Source organism: Nonomuraea sp. NPDC048892 (genome assembly GCF_040649735.1).
GTDB lineage: Bacteria > Actinomycetota > Actinomycetes > Streptosporangiales > Streptosporangiaceae > Nonomuraea > Nonomuraea maheshkhaliensis.
In genome coordinates, this window is the sequence record NZ_JBEZFZ010000007.1 from 278253 (window position 1) to 299035 (window position 20783).

The window sequence follows — 20783 nt, forward strand, 5'->3', positions numbered from 1 at the left end:
CGGACGTCCCCGTGCCGGAGGGCAGCCCCGTCCGGGCGGCCCGTCCGGACGAACCGGTCAGACGGGGCGCTCAGGAGGGGTGGTTCAGACGGGGCGGAAGGAGCCGCTGGCCTCGATCCAGCGGTCCAGCACGGCGGACGCGCCGCCGGAGTCGACCGCCTGCACCGCGCGGGCGTACGCGTCGATCATGGCCGAGTCGAGGTCGTCGCCGGGCCCGTCGAGCGCCACCAGGGCCGCCGCCGCGTTGAGCAGCACCGCGTCGCGCACGGGCCCCGTCTTGCCGCGCACGAGGTCGTGCACGGCCTGGGCGTTGAAGGCCACGTCGCCGCCGCGCAGCGCGCCCACGTCGGCTCGCGGGATGCCGAGCACCGCGGGGTCGAACGTGGTCTGCGTCGCCGTGCCGTCCTTGACCACCCAGACCGTCGAGGTGGCGGCGATGGTGAGCTCGTCGAGGCCGTCGTCGCCGCGGAAGACCAGGGCCGAGACCCCGCGCTCGGCGAAGACGCCCGCCAGCACCGGCAGCATGCCCGCGTCGTAGACGCCGATAGCCTGTGCCGACGGGCGGGCCGGGTTGGTGAGCGGGCCGAGGAAGTTGAAGACCGTGGGGACACCGATCTCCTTGCGGGTCGGCCCGGCGAAGCGCAGCGCGGGGTGGTAGACCGGCGCGAAGCAGAACGCGATGCCGGCCTGGCTCGCCACCTGCGCCGTCTGCTCGGGCGTGAGGTCGAGCCTGATGCCCAGGTGTTCGAGGACGTCGGCGGCGCCGCAGGAGGACGAGGCGGCCCGGTTGCCGTGCTTGACCACGCGCGCGCCGGCGGCGGCGGCCACGATGGCGGCCATGGTGGAGACGTTGACGGTGTGGGCCCGGTCGCCGCCCGTGCCGACCACGTCGACCACGGGGCCCTCGACGCGCAGCGGCGTGGCCAGGTCGAGCATGGTGCGGGCCAGGCCGACCACCTCGGCCACGGTCTCGCCCTTGGCGCGCAGCGCGATCACGAAGCCGGCGATCTGGGAGGGCGTGGCGGCGCCGGACATGATCTCCCGCATCGCCCAGGCCGACTCGTCGGAGGTGAGGTGCTCTCCTGACAGGAGAGCGGACAGCAGGGAGGGCCAGGTCGTCCGGGAGTCCATGGGCACCTACTTAGCGTTGAGTCGGGTGGCGGAACGACGGCGCATGAGGTCGGCCACCGTGTCGGCCAGCACCATCGGCTCCAGCGGCTGCGGCACCACGGCGTCGGCCTTGGACCACTCGGCGAGCCAGCGGTCGTCACGCCTGGCGATGATCAGGCAGATGGGCGGGCAGTCGTAGACCTCGTCCTTGGCCTGGCGGGCGACGCCCATGCCGCCGGCCGGCTGCGTCTCGCCGTCGAGGACCGCCACGTCGATCTCGCCGGAGGCCAGCCACTGGTGCACCTTGGGCTCGGTGGCGCACTCCACGATCTCCACGAGCGGTACGTCGGCCGCGGGACGCCTGCCGATGGCCTGGCTCACCTCGGCCCGGGTGGCGGCGTCGTCGCTGTAGACGAGAACCTTCATCTTCTCGTCGGTGCTCCCTGTGGACATCGGTCGCGCTCACTATCAGTCGAAGAGGTAGGGTCACCTGGATCGTACCGGTGCGAAGGGGTGCGGACCCAGGCCACCATGCCTGCTGGGCGTTTTGTTCCAATTATCCCAGGTTGGTAGGCGGTTTGTACCTGCTAACGGGGGGTCGTGCGACCGACCGACCACCAGAGCCGCAATAATGCTGCCCGTGGCGACAGCATCCGCAATAACTTCGACGACGACAGCACAGTCGTACCGGAGACCGAACCTGGTCAGCGTCGGTACGATCGTCTGGCTGTCCTCTGAGCTCATGTTCTTCGCGGCGCTGTTCGCGATGTACTTCACCATCCGGTCGGTGAGCGAGGGCCGAGGCATCGAGTGGGGACCGGCGTTCCTGCAAGCCGGTGCCGACGCCTCTGAGGCAGCTCACCTGAACATCCCGTTCGCGACGGTCAACACGATCATCCTGGTTCTGTCGAGTGTGACGTGCCAGCTCGGCGTGTGGGCCGCAGAGAAGGGGCAGGTCGGCAAGCTCCGCTTCTGGTACGTCATCAGCTTCCTCATGGGCGCCGTCTTCGTCGCCGGGCAGCTGTACGAGTACATGGAGCTGGCGTCAGAGGGCGCGACCTTGTCCGCTAACGCTTACACCTCGGTGTTCTACCTGACGACGGGCTTCCACGGCCTGCACGTGACCGGTGGCCTGATCGCGTTCCTGTTCATGCTGGGACGCACGTACGCCGCGAAGCGCTTCACGCATGAGCAGGCCACCAGCGCGATCGTCGTGTCCTACTACTGGCACTTCGTCGACGTCGTCTGGATCGGTCTTTTCGCGACCATCTACATCATTCGTTAAGGAACGGGATCTCTGTGATTAGGATCACCGCTTGGCGGCGGCATCCCCTCGCGAGATACGCCGTCCTGATTTTCGCGTTGGCGCTGGTCGGGATGGTATACGCCGCCTTTGTCCAGGCGGGCAAGCCTGCCGACGCGGCATTGGCGGCGGGCAAGGTCGATGACGTGGCCGAGGGCAAGAGCCTGTTCGTGCTGCACTGCGGGAGCTGCCACGGCGCCAACGCGCAGGGCACCACCTCGGCGCCCACGCTCATCGGCGTCGGCGCCGCGGCGGTCGACTTCCAGATGAGCACCGGCCGCATGCCGGCCGGCGCCCCCGGGCCGCAGGCGCCGCGCAAGCCCCTGGCGCCCTGGGTCAACGAGACGACGACCCGCCAGATCGCGGCCTACGTGCAGTCGCTCGGCGGCGGCCCGCAGGTGCCCGGGCACGAGCAGGTCGACCCGGCGATGGGCGACGCGGGCAAGGGCGGCGAGCTGTTCCGCGCCAACTGCATCCAGTGTCACAACTGGGCCGGCGCGGGCGGTGCCCTGACGCAGGGCAAGTACGCCCCCAACCTCAACTCCTCGACCCCGACGCAGATCTACGAGGCGATGATCACCGGCCCGCAGGCCATGCCGGTCTTCAACGACACGACGATCACGCCGGAAGAGAAGCGCAGCATGATCGCGTACATCACCCAGGTCCGTGAGCAGCGCGACCCCGGAGGTTTCGGCCTCGGGCGCATCGGCCCGGTCACCGAAGGTCTCGTAGCGTTCGTAGTGGGCATCGCCGCCCTCGTACTTGCCGCCATCTGGATCACCGCGAAGAAGCGACAGAAGTCATGACAGACAACGAGCACGAGATCGAGCAGCCCGACGAGCGCGTACCCAAGCGCGTCATCGGCACCCCCGCGCCGGGCACCTCGATGCTCGGCGCCGCGGAGGCGCCCGCGGCCGTCGAGGAGGACGTCCCCGGCGTCACGCTGCAGGACGAGGCCAAGGCGCGCAAGGCCGAGAGGATCGTGGCGCTCTGCTTCACGATCACGTTCCTGGCCTCCATCGCGTTCATCGTCTCCTACGTCTACTTCCAGGTGGGCAGCCCCGAGGCGACCGGCACCTCCAACCTCGCCCTGGGCAGCTCGCTCACCATCGCGATCCTGGGCCTGGCGGTCGGCATCGTGATCTGGGTCCGCCAGATCATGCCGAAGTACTCGCTGGTCCAGGACCGCCACCCGATGGCCTCCGCCGAGGAGGACCGCGAGGTCGTCGGCGAGACGTTCCTGCGCGGGGCCAACGAGAGCGGCTTCGTCAAGCGCAAGCTGCTGCGCCGCACGCTGCTGCTGGCCGCGGCGCCGCTCGGCCTGGTCCCGCTGGTGCTCCTGCGCGACCTCGACAACAGCAAGATGCCGGGCGCGAAGTTCAACTCGATGCTGCGCCACACGGTCTGGGGTGAGAAGACCAAGGAGGGCAAGCCGCTGCGGCTCGTCGTCGAGGGCACCGGCCAGCCCATCAGGGCCGCCGACTTCAACTCGCCGGGCGGCATCCTGTCGGTCGTCCCCGAGGGCTACCAGCACGACCTCAACGCCCTGGCCAAGGCCACGCTGATCCTGATCAAGTTCCGCCCTGAGGAGATCAAGAGCGGCGTCCGGCAGAACTGGACCCACGACGGCATCGTCGCGTACTCGAAGATCTGCACCCACGTGGGCTGCCCCGCGGCCCTGTACGAGCAGAACACCCACCACATCCTCTGCCCCTGCCACCAGTCGACGTTCGACGCCGCCGACGGCGCCAAGGTCATCTTCGGCCCGGCCGCCCGGCCGCTGCCGCAGCTGCCGATCACCGTCGACGCCGAGGGCTACCTCATCGCCCAGGGCGACTTCGAGGTGCCGGTCGGACCCAGCTACTGGGAACGCGGCGACGCCGAGGCCGAGGTCAGGGAGAAGGGAGGCCAGGCATGAGCGACGAGCTGAAGGAAACGCCGAAGGCCATCGCCGGGCCGTCGAACTTCCTCGACGAGCGTCTCGGCGGGGCGAGCTTCCTCAAGCGCAACATGCGCAAGATCTTCCCCGACCACTGGTCGTTCCTGCTCGGTGAGATCGCCCTCTACTCCTTCATCATCCTGCTGCTGACCGGCACGTTCCTGACGCTCTGGTTCAAGCCCAGCATGGGTGAGGTGCCCTACGACGGCTCGTACGCGCCGCTCAAGGGCGTCATGATGTCCGAGGCCTACGCGTCGTCGCTGGAGATCAGCTTCGACGTCCGGGGTGGTCTGCTCATGCGGCAGATGCACCACTGGGCGGCCCTGCTCTTCGTGGCCGGCATGATGGTGCACGCGCTGCGCGTGTTCTTCACCGGCGCCTACCGCAAGCCGCGCGAGATCAACTGGATCATCGGCGTGCTGCTGCTGACGCTGGCGCTGGCCGAGGGCCTGACCGGCTACTCCCTGCCCGACGACCTGCTCTCCGGCGCGGGTCTGCGGATCACCGAGGGCGTGGCGATCTCGCTGCCGCTGGTCGGCACGTACATCACGTTCTTCCTGTTCGGCGGCGAATATCCGGGTGAGGATGTCGTCTCCCGGTTCTACTCGCTGCACATCCTGCTCATCCCCGGCATCATCCTGGCGCTGGTCACGGCGCACATGGTGCTCATGTGGGTGCAGAAGCACACGCAGATGCCGGGCAAGGGCCGCGACAACGCCAACGTGGTGGGCGCGCCGTTCTACCCGGCCTTCATGGCCAAGGCGGGCGCGTACTTCCTGTTCACGCTGGCGGTGGTGGCGGGCCTGGCGACCTTCACCCAGATCAACCCGATCTGGCTGTTCGGCCCCTACACGCCCGCGGACGTGTCGGCCGGCTCGCAGCCCGACTTCTACATGGGCTTCCTCGAAGGCGCGCTGCGCATCATGCCGCCGTGGGAGATCAACCTCTTCGGCACCTCCCACGCGGGCACGCTGCCGCTGAGCGTCATCATCCCGGCGCTGGTGCCGATGGGCATCATCATGACGGGCCTGGCGCTCTACCCGTTCCTCGAACGCTGGGTGACCGGCGACAACCGCGAGCACCACGTCGCCGACCGCCCCCGCAACAACCCCCACCGCACCTCGATCGGCATGTCGGCGATCACGTTCTACGGCGTGCTGTGGCTGCTGGGCGCCAACGACGAGATCGCGGCGTTCTTCCACGTCAGCCTCAACTGGACGACTTACACCGGCCGGGTGCTGATCTTCGTCGCGCCGGCGCTGGCGTACCTGATCACCTACCGCATGTGCCTCGGCCTGCAGCGCTTCGACCAGGCGATCATCTCGCACGGTGTGGAGTCCGGCGTGATCAAGCGGCTGCCGCACGGTGAGTTCATCGAGGTCCACACGCCGCCGGCGGAGGACATCGAGGCCCACATGCGCGGCAAGACGCCGGTGCTGATGCTGCCGGTGGCCGAGGACCCCTCGGGCATCCCGCCCAAGGGCATGCGCGGGCCGATCGGCAAGCTGCGCGCGATCATGTCGAAGGCGTACGGCGGGGAGAAGATCCCGCTGGACGACGGGCACGGGCACGGCGACGGACATGGCGACGGGCACGGGCACGACGAGGACGAGCACGCCGCGATCGGTTCCGGTGGCGGCTCCGGTGGCGGCTCCGGTGGCGACGACCGCAGCATCACGCACTGACACCTGACGCCACACAACCGGACGGGCCCGGACGAGATCTCTCGTCCGGGCCCGTCCGGCGTTCGTACGGTGCGCCTGGGACAGGCGCTCGGAGGGGTCAGTCGGCCTCGGGGAAGCCGATGGAGAAGGCCGCGTCGAGGTCGTGCTTGGAGTAGGCGCGGAAGGCGATGTGGGTCTCGGTGTGGAGCACCCCGGCCACCTTGTTGATCCGCCCGGGCACCACCTCGGCGATCTCCTCGTAGGCGGCGACCCTGACCATGGCCAGCAGGTCGTATTCGCCGGTGATGGAGTAGACCTCGCTGACCCCCTGGATCTCGGCGATCGTCTCGGCGACCTCCGGGATCCGGTCTACCTCTGCATTGATGTGGACGATAGCCGTGACCATGCATCAACTCTATCGTTTCACCTCAAAGGTCGCCCCTCCCGATCGCGCCGCTGATCGAGATGCCGGTAGGCCAGGTCGATGCGGGCCTTGTGCCGGGCCGCGCCCCGCGCGGGCAGGCTCCACTCGCCGTCGACCTCCACCAGGCGCACCCCCGGCGACTCCAGCCAGCGCAGGATGCACTCGGTCTCCTCGGCGCTCGCGGCGTGGACCGGCCCGGGACCCGGCAGGACGACCTCGGCGGCGGCCGTCAGCGAGGCGACGAAGGGGGTCGGGTGGGTGCCCTTCTGCATCACCCCGGCCGCCGCCAGCCGCCCGTAGCGGACCACGTGGATGTCCCAGCCGCCGCCGAACGCAGGGCTGGCGGCGACGAGCTGCGGGATGCGGGTGATGGCGCTCAGGCGCTGCATGCGGGCCGCCGTGCGGACGAACGCGGCCAGCCGGTCACGGTCGACCGACGCCTCCTCGTAACGCTGCTCCACCGACAGCCGCTCCATGCGGGCCGAGACGGCGGTGAAGACGGGGGAGGCGTCGAGCGTCATGGCCCGCCGGGCGCTCTCGACGTGGAGCGCGTATTCCTCCGGGCTCTCCCCGCCCGCGCACGGCGCCCCGCACCGGCCCATCTCGTGCAGCGCGCAGGCCGCCCTGCGGGTGCGCAGCGTCACCGGCTGGGTGCACTGGCGCAGGGGGACCGCCTCGTGCAGCGCGATCCGGGCGTCGTCGGCCAGCCGGGCGCTGGTGAAGGGACCGAGGTAGGTGGCGCCGTCGTCCTTCAGCTCGCGCACGATTGACAGGCGCGGGAACACCTCGGCCGTGAGCTTGAGCCACAGGACCTTCTCGGGGAAGCGGGAGCGGCGGTTGTAGCGCGGCTTGGCGCCGCCGATCAGCCGCAGCTCCCTGACCTCGGCCTCCAGCGCGGTGGCGCAGACGATGTGGCGCACCCGCTCGGCGATGCCGATCATCTCGCGGATGCGCGGCCGGGTCTCGCCGGCGGTGAAGTAGGAGCGCACCCGGTTGCGCAGGTTGGTGCTCTTGCCGATGTAGAGGACCTCGCCGCGCTCGTCCTCGAACATGTAGACGCCGGGCGCGTGGGGCACCGACTCGGCCAGGTGACGCTTGCGCTGCTGCTCGGGCGTCGGCGCGCGGACGAACGACTTCAGCTCCTCCAGCGTGTGCACCTGGAAGGACCCGGCCCGCTCGATCAGCCCGTGAAGCACGTCGACGGTGGCCCTGGCGTCCTCCAGGGCGCGATGGCACGGCTCGACGGGGCTGCGGAAGAACCGGGCCAGCGTGGCCAGCTTGGCGTTGGGCGTCTCGTCGCGGGTCAGCACGCGCCTGGCCAGGTCGACGGTGTCGACGACCGGATTGGCCGGCGGCGGATAGCCGAGCGCGGCACAGGCGGCCTTGACGAAGCGGGTGTCGAACCCGGCGTTGTGGGCCACCAGCGTCGCGCCGCGGATGAACTCCAGGAAGCTCGGCAGCACCGTCTCGATCTTGGGCGCGGCCATGACCATGCTGTCGGTGATGCCGGTCAGCACCGAGATGAACGGCGGTATCGGCCCCCCTGGATCGACCAGCGTGGAGAACTCTCCGAGCACCTCGCCGGCCCGCACCTTCACCGCGCCGATCTCGGTGATCGCGTCCTCGGCGGGCGAGCCGCCGGTCGTCTCGAGGTCGAACACGACGAACGTGACGTCGCTCAGCGGAGTGCCGAGCTCGTCGAGAGTGCCTTGAACCGGATCCACGAACCAAGACCATAGAGAGGTCGACCGACAGGAACGAGTCACCACCCCTCTTGGCGATTAGTTACCCTTCCCTTTATGTCCTCGGGAAGACTCGCCGGCCGCTACGCCCTGCAACGCCCGCTCGGCGCGGGCGGCATGGGGAAGGTCTGGCTCGCGAGGGATGAGATGCTCGACCGCGAGGTCGCGGTCAAGGAGCTCACCCTGCCCGAGGGCATGGCACCCAAGGACCGGTCACAATCGGTGACCAGAGCGGTGCGCGAGGCGCAGGCCACCGCGCGGCTGCGCCATCCCGGCATCGTGGCGCTGCACGACGTCGTGGTCGAGCAGGACCGGCCGTGGCTGGTCATGGAGCTGCTGCGGGGCCGCACGCTGGCCGAGACCGTACGCGAGTTCGGCCCCATGCCGCCCGCGCATGCCGCCAGGATCGGGGCCGACGTGCTGGAGGCCCTCAGCGTGGCCCACGCCCAGGGCCTGCAGCACCGCGACGTCAAGCCGGGCAACGTCTTCCTGACCGAGAGCGGCCGGGTGGTGCTCACCGACTTCGGCATCGCCAGGCAGGAGGGCCAGGCCACGCTGACCGAGCAGGGCCTGATGATCGGCTCGCCCGGGTTCATCGCGCCAGAGCGGCTGGAAGGCCATCCCGGCGGCCCGGCCAGCGACCTGTGGTCGCTCGGCGCCACCCTCTACGTCGCGCTGACCGGCGCGCCCGCCTTCGAGGGGTCGGTGGCCCAGCGCGTGCGCGACACGCTCACGCGGCCGGTGCCCGTCGTGCCTGGGCCGCTCGGCCCCCTGGTGGCCGCGATGATGGCGCCCCAGCCAGGGGCCCGTCCCGACGCGCGGGTGGCCGTACAGGCGCTCAGGCAGGTCGCCGCCGGCGGCCCGGCGCCGCAACTGCCCGCCGGCGCCGACACGACCGCGCCCACCAAGGTGCGCGGCCGCGGCAGGTTCGCGCTGTGGGCGGCCGCCGTCGTGGTGGTGCTCCTCGTGGCCGCCACCGGCGCGTTCTTCCTGCTCAGGGAGCAGGAGAGCACGCCGCCCGCGGCGTTCGACGTGCCGATGGACGTGTGCACGCTGCTCGGCGCGGCGGAGGTGGGCGGCCTGCTGCGCACCCAGAGCCCGCCCAAGGCCCAGCCCGGCTCCGACGCCGTGGGCCCCAAGTGCGGCTGGCCGGCCCAGGGCACCGGTGTGGGCGTACAGGTGCAGAAGGACTCCGACACCGTCGACCCCTGGTCGATGACCGCCGCCTCGGCCCGCGCGCTCTTCCGCAACCAGAAGCGTTACTGGGCGAAATACGATGACATCGACTGGACCTGGCCCGAGATCGGGGTGAAGAACAAGGAGCGGGCCCGGCGCACCCCGCTGCACGACATCGCCGGCCTGGGGGAGGAGGCGTTCGGCTTCGAGCTGAAGGGCTCGACCGGCCGCGTCCACTCCGCCCACGTCTACTACCGGCTGGCCAACCTCGTGGTGAGCGTCGAATACACCACCCTGGCCGACCGGCCGACCGACGAGGACGTCAAGCGCTCGGCCCTGAGAGCCGCGCAGGCGAGCGAGCGGACGTTGCGCGATGCCGGGTGACCTCTACCTGCTGGCCGGCCGTTACCGGCTGATCGAGCGGCTCGGGCAGGGCGGCGCGGGCACGGTGTGGCGGGCCATCGACGAGACCCTCGACCGGCAGGTCGCCGTCAAGCAGGTCCGGGTGCCGCAGGGCATGGGTCCGCGCGAGCGGGCCGCGTTCGCCGACCTGGCCATCCACGAGGCGAGGTCGGCCGGGCGGCTGCGTGACCCGGCCATCGTGCTCGTGCACGACGTCGTCCTCGAAGGCGACCAGCCGTGGATCATCATGGACCTGGTCACCGGCCGCTCGCTCGACAAGGTGATCAAGGAGAGCGGGCCGCTGCCGGCGCGGTTCGTCGCCCAGGTCGGGCTGCGGGTGCTGTCGGCGCTGGAGGTCGCCCACGCCCACGGCATGCTGCACCAGGACGTCAAGCCGGCCAACATCCTGCTCGACGCCGACGGCTCGGCCATGCTCACCGACTTCGGCATCGCCACGCCGATGGGCGGGCAGGGCGACCGGTTCGGCAGCGCGGGCTCGCCCGGCTACATGGCCCCGGAACGGCTCAACGAGCAGCCGTCCGGCCCGTCGTCCGACCTGTGGTCGCTGGGCGCCAGCCTCTACACGGCGGTGGAGGGGCGCGCGCCGTTCGAGCGGGAGCTGCCCGCCGCCGTCGCGGCGGCGGTGCTGCTGCACCAGCCGCCCTTCCCCGCAAGGGCGGGCCGCGACCTGGGCGGGCTGCTGATGGCCATGCTGGCCAAGGACCCGGCGGCCCGTCCCACCGCCGCCCAGGTTCGCGCGGAGCTGACCAGGCTGGCCGGCGCCGCCGGGGGCTCGGGACGCTCCCGCCGCCGCGCCACGTGGGCCGCCGTGATCGCCGCCGTCGTCGTGCTGGGCGCGGGCGGCTGGTACGCGGCCTCCGCGCTCGGCGGCCCGTCCCAGGACACCGGCCGGTACGCCGCCGCGCCCGACCCGTGCACCCTGCTCGGCGACGCCGAGGCCGCCCGGCTCATGAAGGGCGCCGTCGAACGCGCCTCCACCCGGCCAGGCGAGTGCCAGTGGCAGCTGAGCTCCGACTCCGGCAGGGGCAACCGCCTCATCGTGCGCGCCTGGGCCGAGCGGCCCACGCAGGATCTCGGCGGGCCGGAGGTGGCTCAGCGCCGCTTCACCAGCGAGCGGAGCACCAGGGCGGCGGCGGAGGGCACGTCCCTGCGGACCTCACACGGCAAGGTCAGGGAGGTCGAGGGCCTGGGGGAGGCGGCCATCATCCAGAACGCCTTCGAGTTCTACATCAACTCCACCGAAACCGGTAAATCGGACAGCGTGCTGCTTTTCCGAACGAGTAACCTGCTGGGCGAAGTGATCTGGCACCGTGAGGAAGTGACGCGGAAGGTCCCGGCGGACAAGGACACGGCGATCGCCGCCGCCCGGATCGTCTTCGCGGCACTGCCGAAGTGAGCCCCGATCCTGCAAGCACCTTGCAAGGGGCATGACTAGCATGTTCCACCGCAAGTCAGGGCAACCCCAGGAGTCCCCGTGAATCCCGGTAGCGAGTTCGAGCCGCCGACCACCCCCTACCAGCAGCCCGGCAGGCCGTCCCAGCCACCGAACACGCCCTACCAGACGCCCGGCGGGCAGCCGCCGTACTCAGGGGGACAGCCGCACTCGCCGTACCAGACCCCAGGGGGACAGCCGCAGGACGCGGCCTATCAGACGCCCGGCGGGTCGTACCCGCCGGGAGGGCAGTATCCGCCGCCCGGAGGGCAGTACCCGCAGCAGGCGGGGCAGTATCCGCCGCCGGGCTCGCCGTACCAGACGCCAGGCCATCCGTACGACGCCCCCGGCATGGCCCCGACCCTCCCCCCGACCGTGCCGCCCACGCCGGGCCCGCCACGGCGGGCGAGGCCCGTCTGGCTCATGCCCACGCTCGCCGCCGCCCTCGTCGTGCTGGTCGCCGCGGGAGGCGTGGGCGCCTACCTCCTCTACGGCAAGGTCACGGGCGCGAGCGCGCCCCCGACCGCCGCGCCGTCCTCACCCGCGGGAACGGCTCCGGCCGCGGCGGCACCCGACGTGTGCGCCATGCTGCCGCCGGACGAGGCCGACCGGCTGGTACCCGGCGCCACCGTGGCAAAGCGCTCCAGGGAGAGCGACTACACGATCGACTTCATCTGCAACTGGATCAACCAACGCATCTCGTACGGCGAGTACTGGCGCAGCAGGGAGATCGACGTCAGGATCGAGCAGCACAAGGGCGAGGGTGCCAAGACCGGCCGGGCGATGGCCCAGAACTCCTACGAGATCGAATACCGCGGCGGCAAGTTCGGCGCCACCGCCACCCCGTCACTCGACCCCGACGAGAAGCAGTACATCTCCCCGGTCAAGGACATCCCCGGCGTCGGCGACGACGCCTTCGCCCAGTACACCTGGCGCCGCGACGGCAAACTCCTCTGGTACGCCTACGGCACCGCCCACGCCCGCGTCGGCGACATGACGATCGAGGTCAAGTTCCAGGCCGGCCAGCAGCGCAAGGACTCCCAGATCCTGTCCAACGAGAGCACCCAGGCCGTCACCGAGGAGAACGCCATCCGCGAGGTGAGCGGCCTGGCCGGGCACTTCGCCAAGGGCGTGGCCGCCTGGCAGGCCCGCAATCCCGGCGTGCTGGCCAAGGCGGAGAAGTCGGCCGAGGCCACGGTCTCGCCGAGCGCCGAGCCGACCCCCTCGCCGACCGTGCTGGCCTCCTTCCCCGCCGACTGCGGCGCCGTGACGGAGACGGCCACGCGGCTCGTGCCCCAGCCGACCACCCGGGCGCGCGGCACCCAGGCCGGCGCCGACAACCAGACCGAGTGCCGCTGGCTCAACCTCGACGTGCCCGGCGGCGACGGCCAGAAGAAGATCCGCAGCGCGCTGATCACCGTCCATAGGTTCACGAACCGGGCGGGTGCGGTGGACGAGACCGCGGCCAAGTCGTACTACGCCAGCGGGTACGGCCGCGCCAAGACCACCGGGGGCTCCTCCCTGGGCAACATCAAGTGGGGCCCGCTGAGCGAGGCCGAGGGGCTGGGCGACCAGGCGTACCAGCAGTACGTGCAGACCAGGAACGGCGACGTCGCCGCGGCCAGCGGCTCGATCGTCATCCGCGAGGGCGCGGTGGTGGTCCGGGTCGACTACTCCGGCCACCAGCGGCCCGAGGGGGAGGCGACCAACTCGCCCAAGGTCGAGCTCATGCCGGAGAAGGAGGCCATGCCGGGCGCGCTCACCCTGGCCAAGGCCTACCTACAGGCCCTGGCCGACCATCCCGCGGGCGACTAGCCGCGCCGCCGGTCAACTCGGGCGGTCCCCTCGGACGGGGAGAGCAGACTGGCTCATCAGGCGGGGCGTCGCGGAGACGTTCCACGCGGATGCCGCGCAGCAGCAGCTCCGACACCAGCGCCGCCGCCGGCAGGCCGACCAGCAGGGCGGCGCCCACGACCGCCGCGACCAGCGCTGCCGCGCGGCAGCGGCGGGCCGAACAGCGTCCGGCCAGACCAGCGAGTACGCGCGCCGGTCGTCGCGTCGGCCGCTCTTGGCCTGATCGTACGGCCGCCGGCGCGGCAGGTGAGGGCGCGGCAGGTGAGGGCGCGGCAAGCCAGCGCCGCTCCAGTCGACACGGGCTGGATCATCTCCCTGACTGGAGACATGCGTCAACGGTTAATGAGGCTGCAACCCGGTTGCAAGCGGGACAAATACCGTTATATCTGCAAGCACTTGAGCCGCGCGATGACGTTTGTCCAGTACAGGGGCATGGGCAAGCCATGGGGGATCGCGCGGCTCCCACTATCGCCCGGATCCTGGCCGGGCTTTCCTCGGTCCCGGTCCGGTGATCACCGGACCGGGACCGGCGATCACCGGCTCAGGAGCACGATCATCGGTTGAGGAACAGCGATCACCGGCTCAGGAACAACGATCACGGGTTGAGGAACGGCGATCACCGGTTGAGGAACGGCGCGAGCAACCCCGGCACCGCCCGATCGGCCAGGTCGAGCCCGTCGCCGCGGCCCACGTCCACCACCTCGTAGTGACCCTTGCCCGCCGCCGTCGTGGCGCGCACGGTCACCAGCCCGGCCCGCCGCTGGAAGTACGACTCGGTGATCGTCCAGCCCGCGATGCCCCTGCGTTCCAGCGCGACCGTCCGCCTGGCCACGGCGCCTCGCCTGACGACCAGATGCCGGGAGCTCAGCGCGTGTCCCAGGCTCGCGGCGCCCGCCACCGCCAGCCACAGCCCGTACGCCAGCACCATCACGGGCACCATCACGGGCACCACCCAGCCCCAGCCGTCCAGCCAGTCCTTGGCCGATGCCGCCCAAGCGGCCGTTCCCAGAGTCGCGACCGACGCCAGAGCCGTCAGTAGCGCCGTCATCAGGGCCGTCACCACCACCGCCCTGACGATCCGCCTGTGCCGCGCGGCCGGCGGGTGCGGCGTCAGCGCGGGCAGCCCCGCGCCGGCGACCAGGGCGGCGATCCGCCAGGCCAGGGCGCGGGGGAGCGGCGGGGTGAGCGCGGCGGCGTCCTCGTTCTCGTCGCCTTTCGACGTGCCCAGCCCGGTGGCGACGGTCCTGACCCTGGCCCCGCCGCCCAGCCGAAGCAGGAGCGGCTCGCCGATCTCCACCCCGCGCAGCCTGCGTTCCTCCAGGGTGAGGGAGCGGGTGGTCAGCAGGCCGCGCCGGACCCGGAGCCGGCCAGGCTCGCGTTCGAGGCGGTAGCGGCCCCACGACTCGGCGAACAGCAGGACCGCGCCCAGCGTCCCGGCGAGCAGGTTGGCCGCCAGCAGCACGGGCACCGCGAGCAGCGGCAGCGTCACCACCCAGTCCCACACGCCGGCCGCCACCCTGCCGGTGACCTTCTTCAGCCCGAACGCGTCGAGCGCCTTGTACAGCGCGCCGAGCACCGCCGCCGCGCCGGTGAAGGTCCACACCGACAGCGGCGCGTACCTGATCCACGACCAGCGCAGCTCCGCCAGCGGCCCGTCCGCCCGCTCGGCCGGCTCGCCCTGGTGCAGCAGGACACGGCGCAGGGCCTCGGCCTCGCGCCTGCCGAGAGGGTCGAGGACGAGTTCGGTGTCGTCGCCCGCCTGCTCGCCCGTGCCGACCCTGACCACGGTCAGGCCGAACGCCCTGCGTACGGGGTCGGCCCGCAGGTCGACGCTGCGCACCCGGTCGCGCGGGACCGAGCGGTGCCGCCGGGTGGTGATGCCGGAGCGCAGTTCCAGGCGCTCGGGGGTGATCCGCCAGCGGGCCGCGCGCAGCCGGAGCACGTCGTACGCGGCCACGCCGGCGACGATCAGCACCGCCGCGCCCGCGCAGACCGCCACGATCCCCCAGAACGGCCAGTCCCGGCCGGTCAGGAACCGCAGGATCCCGGCCGCCGCGCCTGCCACGAGGGCCAGCGACTTCACCCCCGACGCCCACGGACTCCGCCCCGCCAGCCGCCGCCACTCACCCCCTCCAAGCTCAGCCACACCCCCGACTTCGATCACGCGGCCGGCTTGGGTCACGTCCCCGGGTTCTGCCGCGCCATTCGATTCCGGCGCGCCATCCAATTCGGCCGCGCCGCCCGCTTCCGCAGTGCCGCTGACCTCGGCAGCGCCGCCGGCCGCTGCCGTGAGACCCGCGTCGGCGTCGGTCGTGAACCCGATGCCGGCCCCCGCGGTGGGTCCGGCTTCATGGCCCGGAGAGCGGGCGGTCGTGGTGTGCCGGTGGGTGGTCACGTCGCGTCCCCTTGCGTGGCGTGGGTGAGCGCGGTCAGGCGTTCGGCCAGGTCGGCGGCCACCTCGTGGTCCAGCGCCTCGATCTTGACCGCCCCCGCCGACGACGCCGTCGTCACCGTCACGTCCGCCAGCCCGAACAACCGCTGGACCGGCCCCCTCGCGGTGTCCACCCGCTGGATGCGCGACATCGGCGCGACCCGCCAGGTGTGCGTCAGCCAGCCCTTGCGCGTGTAGACCGCCTGGTCGGTGACCTCCCACCGCTCCACCCGGTACGCCGCCCGCGGCGCCACCACGGCCAGCAGCAGGCAGCCCGCCGCGAACACCGCGGCCATGACCCCCAGCCAGAGCGGCCGCTCCGTCAGGAACCAGTACGCCACCACGGCCGCCCCCGCCACCGGCACCATGAGGATCAGCCACTGCACCGTCCACCACCCCACCGCCCGCGGATCGGCCCGGTGCCGCGGCGGCCGCAACGTGGTCGCGCTCATCATCCCTCCTCCTCCGCCCGCTTCGCGGACGCTCTGACGGCGAGCAGCACGAAGCCGAGCACGCCGAGCACGATGGAGACGAACACCTCATATCCCCGCAGCACGGGAAGGAGGTTGACCACGAGCAGGTCGCGCGCCCACCACCACCAGCCCAGCAGCGAGTTGATCAGGCCGCCTGCCCCTTGGAGGAGCAGCAGCCAGCCGATTGCCGTCAATGCCGCTTGCATGCCGTCAGTCTCATCGCGCCGGCACCGTCCCCGCGTCCGCCGGAGGTCTGCGCGGACACCGACTTTGGTCGCTGTCGCCGCGCCCGGACAGGCCGTAACCTCGATGAACGTGACGCGACCGCTGGAAGACGGCCTCCGCGCCCCCGAATACCGGTGGGCGCTGCCGTCGGTGCTGCTCGGCGACGGCAGCACGGGCAGGCGGGTGCGGCGCTCGACCCGTGACTGGATCGTCGACACCGCCATGTTCCTGTTCGCCTGCGCCCTGACCTTCTACTCCCTGGTGGAGCTCGACGCCCAGGACCAGCCGAACGCGCTGATGGCGGCCGAGCAGGTGACGGGCGCGCTGTCGTGCGTGTCGGTGTGGCTGCGGCGCAGGTGGCCGGTCGCGCTCGCGGTGGTGAGCGCCCTGCTCTCGTCCTATCTGGAGCTGGCCGGCGGTGCCGCGGTGGTGGCGCTGTTCACGGTGGCGGTGCACCGGCCGTTCAAGGTGTCGGGGCCGATCACCCTGTTCAACCTGCTCACCCTGGCCCCCTACGTCGCCCTGCGGCCGCCCACCGACGTGGAGAAGGGCTGGGCGGCGGCGTTCGGCGTGGCGGCCGTGCTGGCCATCTTCGCCTGGGGCGTCGTGGTCAGGGCCAGGCGCCAGCTCGTCTGGTCGCTCAGGCAGCGCGCCGACGGCGCCGCCGAGGAGGCCAAGCGGCTGGAGCGCGAGCGCATCGCCAGGGAGATGCATGACGTGCTGGCCCACCGCATCTCGATGCTCAGCCTGCACGCGGGCGCGCTGGAGTTCCGGCCCGACGCGCCCGCGGCCGAGATCGCCAGGGCGGCCGGGGCCATCAGGACCAACGCCCACCTGGCGCTGCAGGACCTGCGCGAGGTGATCGGCGTGCTGCGCCACTCCGCCCCCGACGGCGACGACGTGGTGCCCGACCGGCCGCAGCCCACGCTCGCCGACCTGCCCTCGCTGGTCGAGGAGTGCCGCCACGCGGGCATGGACGTCCGGCTCGACCTGCGGGTCTCCGGCACGCCCGAGGGGCTCGGCCGTAATCTCTACCGCATCGTGCAGGAGGCGCTCACCAACGCGCGCAAGCACGCCGGCGGGGCGCCGGTGCGCGTCGCCGTGACGGGCGAGCCGGGCAAGGAGCTGTCGGTGGAGGTGAGCAACCCCTTGTGGGCACGCCAGTCCGCGCGCTTTCCCGGCCGCATCCCGGGCGCGGGGGCCGGGCTGATCGGGCTGACCGAGCGGGCCGAGCTCGCGGGCGGCCGGCTTGAGCACGGCGCGACGCCGCAGGGGGAGTTCGTGGTACGCGCCTGGCTGCCGTGGCCGGTGGAGACGACTCGGGAGGACGACACATGAGCACGCCCGCTGGAGAGCAGGCCGGCGCGCCGCCCGTCAGGGTGCTGATCGTGGACGACGACGCGATGGTGCGCGCCGGGCTGTCGATGATCCTCGGCGGCGTGGCCGACATCGAGATCGTCGCGGAGGCCGGTGACGGCTCCGAGGTGCCGCCCCTGGTGGCCGAGCACCGGCCCGACGTGGTGCTGATGGACATCCGCATGCCCGGCATCGATGGGCTCACCGCCACCGAGACGCTGCGCCGCAGGGCCGCGCCGCCCGAGGTGGTGGTGCTGACCACGTTCCACGCCGACGCCCAGGTGCTGCGGGCGCTGCGCGCGGGGGCGGCCGGGTTCCTGCTGAAGGACATCGCGCCGGGCGACCTGGTGCAGGCGATCAGGAAGGTGGCCTCGGGCGAGCCGATCCTGTCGCCGGCGGTGACCAGGCAGCTCATCACCCACGTGTCCGACGGCGGCGCCGACGAGCGCGCCCAGCGCTCCAGGAAGCTGCTCGACCGGCTGAGCGAGCGGGAGCGCGAGGTCGCCATGGCCGTCGGTCAGGGCAGGTCCAACGCCGAGATCGGGCGTGAGCTGTTCATGAGCGTGCCCACGGTCAAGGCGCACGTCTCGCGGATCCTGACCAAGCTGGAGCTCAACAACCGGGTCCAGGTGGCGCTGCTCGTCTACGACGCGGGTTCGTAGCCGGCCAGCAGCTCCTCGATGGTGGCCCGGTGCAACACCATGTCGTCGGGGTCGTCCGGCCTGGTCTGCTCGCCGAAGTGGATCCTGCGCTGCCAGATCCTGGCCATGACGATGCCGTGGCGCAGGGCGGCGTACAGCTCGTAGAAGTGCAGGTGGCGCGGCTCGTGCCCGGTCAGGTTCGCATAGGTGCGGCAGACGTCTTCCGCGCGCATGAAGTCCGGCATGCCGGGCAGGCCGGCACCGGCGGTGAGGTCCTGGAAGAAGCGGTGTAAGAAGATCATCCAGGACAGGTCCAGCTCGCACGGCCCCACGGCGGCCATCTCCCAGTCGAACACCGCGACCGGCGTGAAGTCCTGGAACATCAGGTTGCCGATCCTGGCGTCCCCCCAGAGCAGCACGTCGGGGCCGGGATCGTCCGGCCAGAGCCGCTCCAGCCGGTCGAACGCCCGCTCCAGCAGCGGGATGCGGTACGCGCCGTGCGCCCATTCGTAGTAGGCGCGCTGCGCGTCGACGTGCGCGCGCAGCCCCGGAGCGCCGAACGGGGCCAACTCGGCCGGCGTGAACGCGGTCCGGTGCAGCGCGGCCAGCACGGCCACACTGCCGTCCTGCAACCGGCGCCGGTCCTCGGCGGAGGCGTCGTACAGCCAGCCGCCGAACGTGTACGGCATCACGTCCGCCGGCACCTCGCCGTCGGCCCGCTCCATGACGATGAACGGTGTGCCGAGCGGCCCTGGGTCCGGCTCGAACCATAGGGTGCGCGGCGCTGGGATCCCAGCTTTTTCCCTGGCCAGGCGCATGATGGCGAATTGGGACTCCAGGTCGTACGAGGGGAAGACGGGAACGGCTTCCCGAGCAGGTGCGAGCCTGGCCACGCAGCGTGTGGCGTGCCCGTTCCAGGTGGCGGTGAAGAACAGTGTCTCGCTCGACATGCCGTTCTCCGACGGCCTGGACATCTCGGACACCGTGGCGCTGTCGCCGACCTTGGACCGGAGCCACACGGTGGCGCGCCGGCGCAGTTCTTCCAGGTCACGGGTGGAGGTGCGCATCTGCTCCGTCACGACGGGCCTCCCGGATGGACATCTGCCCTTCGACAGTCGTATACCGCCTAGCAAGCGCTTGTCCATATAGGAGTGGTCGTTACGGTCAGGTACGCAACAGCCGTACCCTTGTCTGAAAGGGCATGTCACGAAGGGACAAGTGGGATGAGTTCAGCGGGTGAAGGCCTGTCTCGCCCGCTTCCCGAGCAGGTGCGGCTCAACGTGGTCGATCTGGCCTCTCAGGTCCTCGGGACGATGCCCGCTGCCTCCGTGCCGCCGCCCCTGCGCGGCATCGCCAAGTTCGAGTCCCGCAAACGGGCCAAACTCGGCAGCGCGCCCATCGCGGCGCAGCTGGAGAACGACAAGAAGTTCCGCGAGCTGGTCGCCGAGTCGGTGGCCGCAGGCTGGCCCGAGCTGGTCGCCTCGCTGGCCGAGGGCAACGTGCCGCCCGCCGCCGATCCCGTGCTCGTGGCCGCGGCGGCCTATCTCACCCGGCCGCCCGGCTGGGAGGAGATGATCGAGACCGCCCGCGCCGACCTGGAGCGCTCCGCCGTCGCGGCCGAGGGCTCGGAGCGCGAGGAGGTGGTGGCCCGGCTGCGCGAGCAGCTGGCCACGCAGAAGACCGCCGCCAAGGAGGAGGCCGACCGGCTGCGCGAGCAGATCAGGGCGGCCCGCGCCGAGAACTCCGACCTGCGCCGCAAGCTGCACGACGCCCGCGAGCGGGCGAAGGGCGCGGTGCGGCGCGCCGAGGAGATGGAGCAGGCCGCCGAGGAGGCCAGGCACGCCGCCAGCGCCGCGGGCAGCGCGGGCGAGTCCGAGCTGCGCCGGCTGCGCGAGCGGCTGGCCGACGTGGAGAAACAGCTCGAAGCCTCGCGCCGGGCCGCCCGCGAGGGCAGGAGCATCGAGGACGCCCGCGTACGCGTGCTGCTCGACGCGCTGCAGGACGCCTCGGCCGGGCTGCGCCGCGAGCTGGCCCTGCCCACCACGATCAGCCGGCCCGCCGACTCGGTCGCGGCGGTCACCGGCGAGCGCCCCGGCGTGCGCGGCGTCCCCGCGCGGGCCCTGGCCGACGACGACCCGCAGCTGCTCGACCAGCTGCTCGCCCTGCCCCAGGTGCACCTGATCATCGACGGCTACAACGTCACCAAGACCGGCTACGGCACCCTCACCCTCGCCGACCAGCGCAACCGGCTCATGACCGGGCTCGGCGGGCTGGTGGCGCAGACCAGGGTCGAGGTGACCGTGGTCTTCGACGGGGCCGAGCTCAACGCCCCCGTGCAGGTGGTGGCCCCTCGCGGCGTACGGGTGCTGTTCAGCGCCCCCGGGGAGATCGCCGACGACCTCATCCGCCAGCTCGTCCGCGCCGAACCGCCGGGCCGGGCCATCGCCGTGGTGTCGTCGGACCGCGAGGTCGCCGAGTCCGTCCGGCGGATGGGAGCCAGACCCGTTCCGTCGGGTTTGCTGCTGCGCAGGCTCGGTCGCGCCTAAGTTACGAAATGGCGGTTTAGTCGAACCACACCCGCCACTTCTGT

18 protein-coding genes are annotated in these 20783 nt (G+C 71.6%); 10 read left to right on the plus strand and 8 right to left on the minus strand.

Annotated features, from left to right (window positions below; genetic code table 11):
- Positions 1 to 84: 84 nt before the first annotated feature.
- Both trpD and AB0C28_RS25350 read right to left on the minus strand, forming a co-directional pair.
- Complete coding sequence (gene trpD / locus AB0C28_RS25345) at positions 85 to 1131, minus strand: anthranilate phosphoribosyltransferase (protein ID WP_357851874.1); 1047 nt, start codon at positions 1129 to 1131, stop codon at positions 85 to 87.
- 6 nt (positions 1132 to 1137) lie between these two features.
- Positions 1138 to 1563, minus strand: a complete 426-nt coding sequence (locus AB0C28_RS25350; RefSeq protein WP_357851877.1) for a hypothetical protein — start codon at positions 1561 to 1563, stop codon at positions 1138 to 1140.
- 178 nt (positions 1564 to 1741) lie between these two features.
- Here AB0C28_RS25350 and AB0C28_RS25355 point away from each other — a divergent pair, with 178 nt between their 5' ends.
- From AB0C28_RS25355 to AB0C28_RS25370, 4 genes are read left to right on the plus strand one after another with little or no spacing between them, the layout of a single operon-like run.
- Complete coding sequence (locus AB0C28_RS25355) at positions 1742 to 2395, plus strand: heme-copper oxidase subunit III (RefSeq protein ID WP_346113166.1); 654 nt, start codon at positions 1742 to 1744, stop codon at positions 2393 to 2395.
- A 14-nt stretch (positions 2396 to 2409) separates the two neighbouring features.
- Positions 2410 to 3219: a c-type cytochrome gene (locus AB0C28_RS25360; RefSeq protein WP_357851880.1), complete on the plus strand. Its 810-nt coding sequence runs from the start codon at positions 2410 to 2412 to the stop codon at positions 3217 to 3219.
- Positions 3216 to 4331 (plus strand): Rieske 2Fe-2S domain-containing protein, encoded by a 1116-nt coding sequence (locus AB0C28_RS25365; protein WP_357851882.1) that lies wholly within the window; start codon positions 3216 to 3218, stop codon positions 4329 to 4331. The genes AB0C28_RS25360 and AB0C28_RS25365 overlap by 4 nt, the downstream gene beginning before the upstream one ends.
- Complete coding sequence (locus AB0C28_RS25370; RefSeq protein WP_357851885.1) at positions 4328 to 6037, plus strand: ubiquinol-cytochrome c reductase cytochrome b subunit; 1710 nt, start codon at positions 4328 to 4330, stop codon at positions 6035 to 6037. The genes AB0C28_RS25365 and AB0C28_RS25370 overlap by 4 nt, the downstream gene beginning before the upstream one ends.
- A gap of 97 nt (positions 6038 to 6134) precedes the next feature.
- Here AB0C28_RS25370 and AB0C28_RS25375 read toward each other — a convergent pair whose 3' ends face one another.
- A complete protein-coding gene (locus tag AB0C28_RS25375) occupies positions 6135 to 6422 on the minus strand; it encodes an Lrp/AsnC ligand binding domain-containing protein (protein WP_106242714.1) in 288 nt (95 codons plus the stop codon).
- A 17-nt stretch (positions 6423 to 6439) separates the two neighbouring features.
- Entirely contained in the window at positions 6440 to 8164 is a 1725-nt protein-coding gene (locus AB0C28_RS25380) for a DEDD exonuclease domain-containing protein (RefSeq protein ID WP_357851888.1), read from the minus strand.
- A gap of 75 nt (positions 8165 to 8239) precedes the next feature.
- Here AB0C28_RS25380 and AB0C28_RS25385 point away from each other — a divergent pair, with 75 nt between their 5' ends.
- From AB0C28_RS25385 to AB0C28_RS25395, 3 genes are all read left to right on the plus strand, one after another.
- Complete coding sequence (locus AB0C28_RS25385; RefSeq protein ID WP_357851891.1) at positions 8240 to 9742, plus strand: serine/threonine-protein kinase; 1503 nt, start codon at positions 8240 to 8242, stop codon at positions 9740 to 9742.
- Positions 9732 to 11177 carry a serine/threonine-protein kinase gene (locus tag AB0C28_RS25390; protein WP_357851894.1) on the plus strand — a complete coding sequence of 482 codons (1446 nt, stop codon included), beginning with the start codon at positions 9732 to 9734 and terminating at the stop codon, positions 11175 to 11177. The genes AB0C28_RS25385 and AB0C28_RS25390 overlap by 11 nt, the downstream gene beginning before the upstream one ends.
- 78 nt (positions 11178 to 11255) lie before the next feature.
- Complete coding sequence (locus tag AB0C28_RS25395; protein ID WP_357851897.1) at positions 11256 to 13028, plus strand: hypothetical protein; 1773 nt, start codon at positions 11256 to 11258, stop codon at positions 13026 to 13028.
- Between the two features lie 655 nt (positions 13029 to 13683).
- Here the strand turns inward: AB0C28_RS25395 and AB0C28_RS25400 are convergent.
- From AB0C28_RS25400 to AB0C28_RS25410, 3 genes are all read right to left on the minus strand, one after another.
- Positions 13684 to 15213: a PH domain-containing protein gene (locus tag AB0C28_RS25400; RefSeq protein ID WP_358077899.1), complete on the minus strand. Its 1530-nt coding sequence runs from the start codon at positions 15211 to 15213 to the stop codon at positions 13684 to 13686.
- A gap of 245 nt (positions 15214 to 15458) precedes the next feature.
- Positions 15459 to 15950, minus strand: a complete 492-nt coding sequence (locus tag AB0C28_RS25405) for a PH domain-containing protein (RefSeq protein ID WP_357851903.1) — start codon at positions 15948 to 15950, stop codon at positions 15459 to 15461.
- A complete protein-coding gene (locus AB0C28_RS25410) occupies positions 15950 to 16177 on the minus strand; it encodes a hypothetical protein (protein ID WP_357851906.1) in 228 nt (75 codons plus the stop codon). Before AB0C28_RS25410 ends, AB0C28_RS25405 begins: the two co-directional genes overlap by 1 nt.
- Before the next feature lie 103 nt (positions 16178 to 16280).
- Between AB0C28_RS25410 and AB0C28_RS25415 the strand changes: the two genes are divergently transcribed.
- Complete coding sequence (locus tag AB0C28_RS25415) at positions 16281 to 17534, plus strand: histidine kinase (protein ID WP_358077901.1); 1254 nt, start codon at positions 16281 to 16283, stop codon at positions 17532 to 17534.
- Positions 17531 to 18214 carry a response regulator transcription factor gene (locus AB0C28_RS25420; protein ID WP_357851912.1) on the plus strand — a complete coding sequence of 228 codons (684 nt, stop codon included), beginning with the start codon at positions 17531 to 17533 and terminating at the stop codon, positions 18212 to 18214. Before AB0C28_RS25415 ends, AB0C28_RS25420 begins: the two co-directional genes overlap by 4 nt.
- Here the strand turns inward: AB0C28_RS25420 and AB0C28_RS25425 are convergent.
- Positions 18196 to 19272 carry a phosphotransferase family protein gene (locus AB0C28_RS25425; RefSeq protein ID WP_357851915.1) on the minus strand — a complete coding sequence of 359 codons (1077 nt, stop codon included), beginning with the start codon at positions 19270 to 19272 and terminating at the stop codon, positions 18196 to 18198. The genes AB0C28_RS25420 and AB0C28_RS25425 overlap by 19 nt on opposite strands.
- A 144-nt stretch (positions 19273 to 19416) precedes the next feature.
- Between AB0C28_RS25425 and AB0C28_RS25430 the strand changes: the two genes are divergently transcribed.
- Complete coding sequence (locus AB0C28_RS25430; RefSeq protein WP_357851918.1) at positions 19417 to 20739, plus strand: NYN domain-containing protein; 1323 nt, start codon at positions 19417 to 19419, stop codon at positions 20737 to 20739.
- Positions 20740 to 20783: the final 44 nt, after the last annotated feature.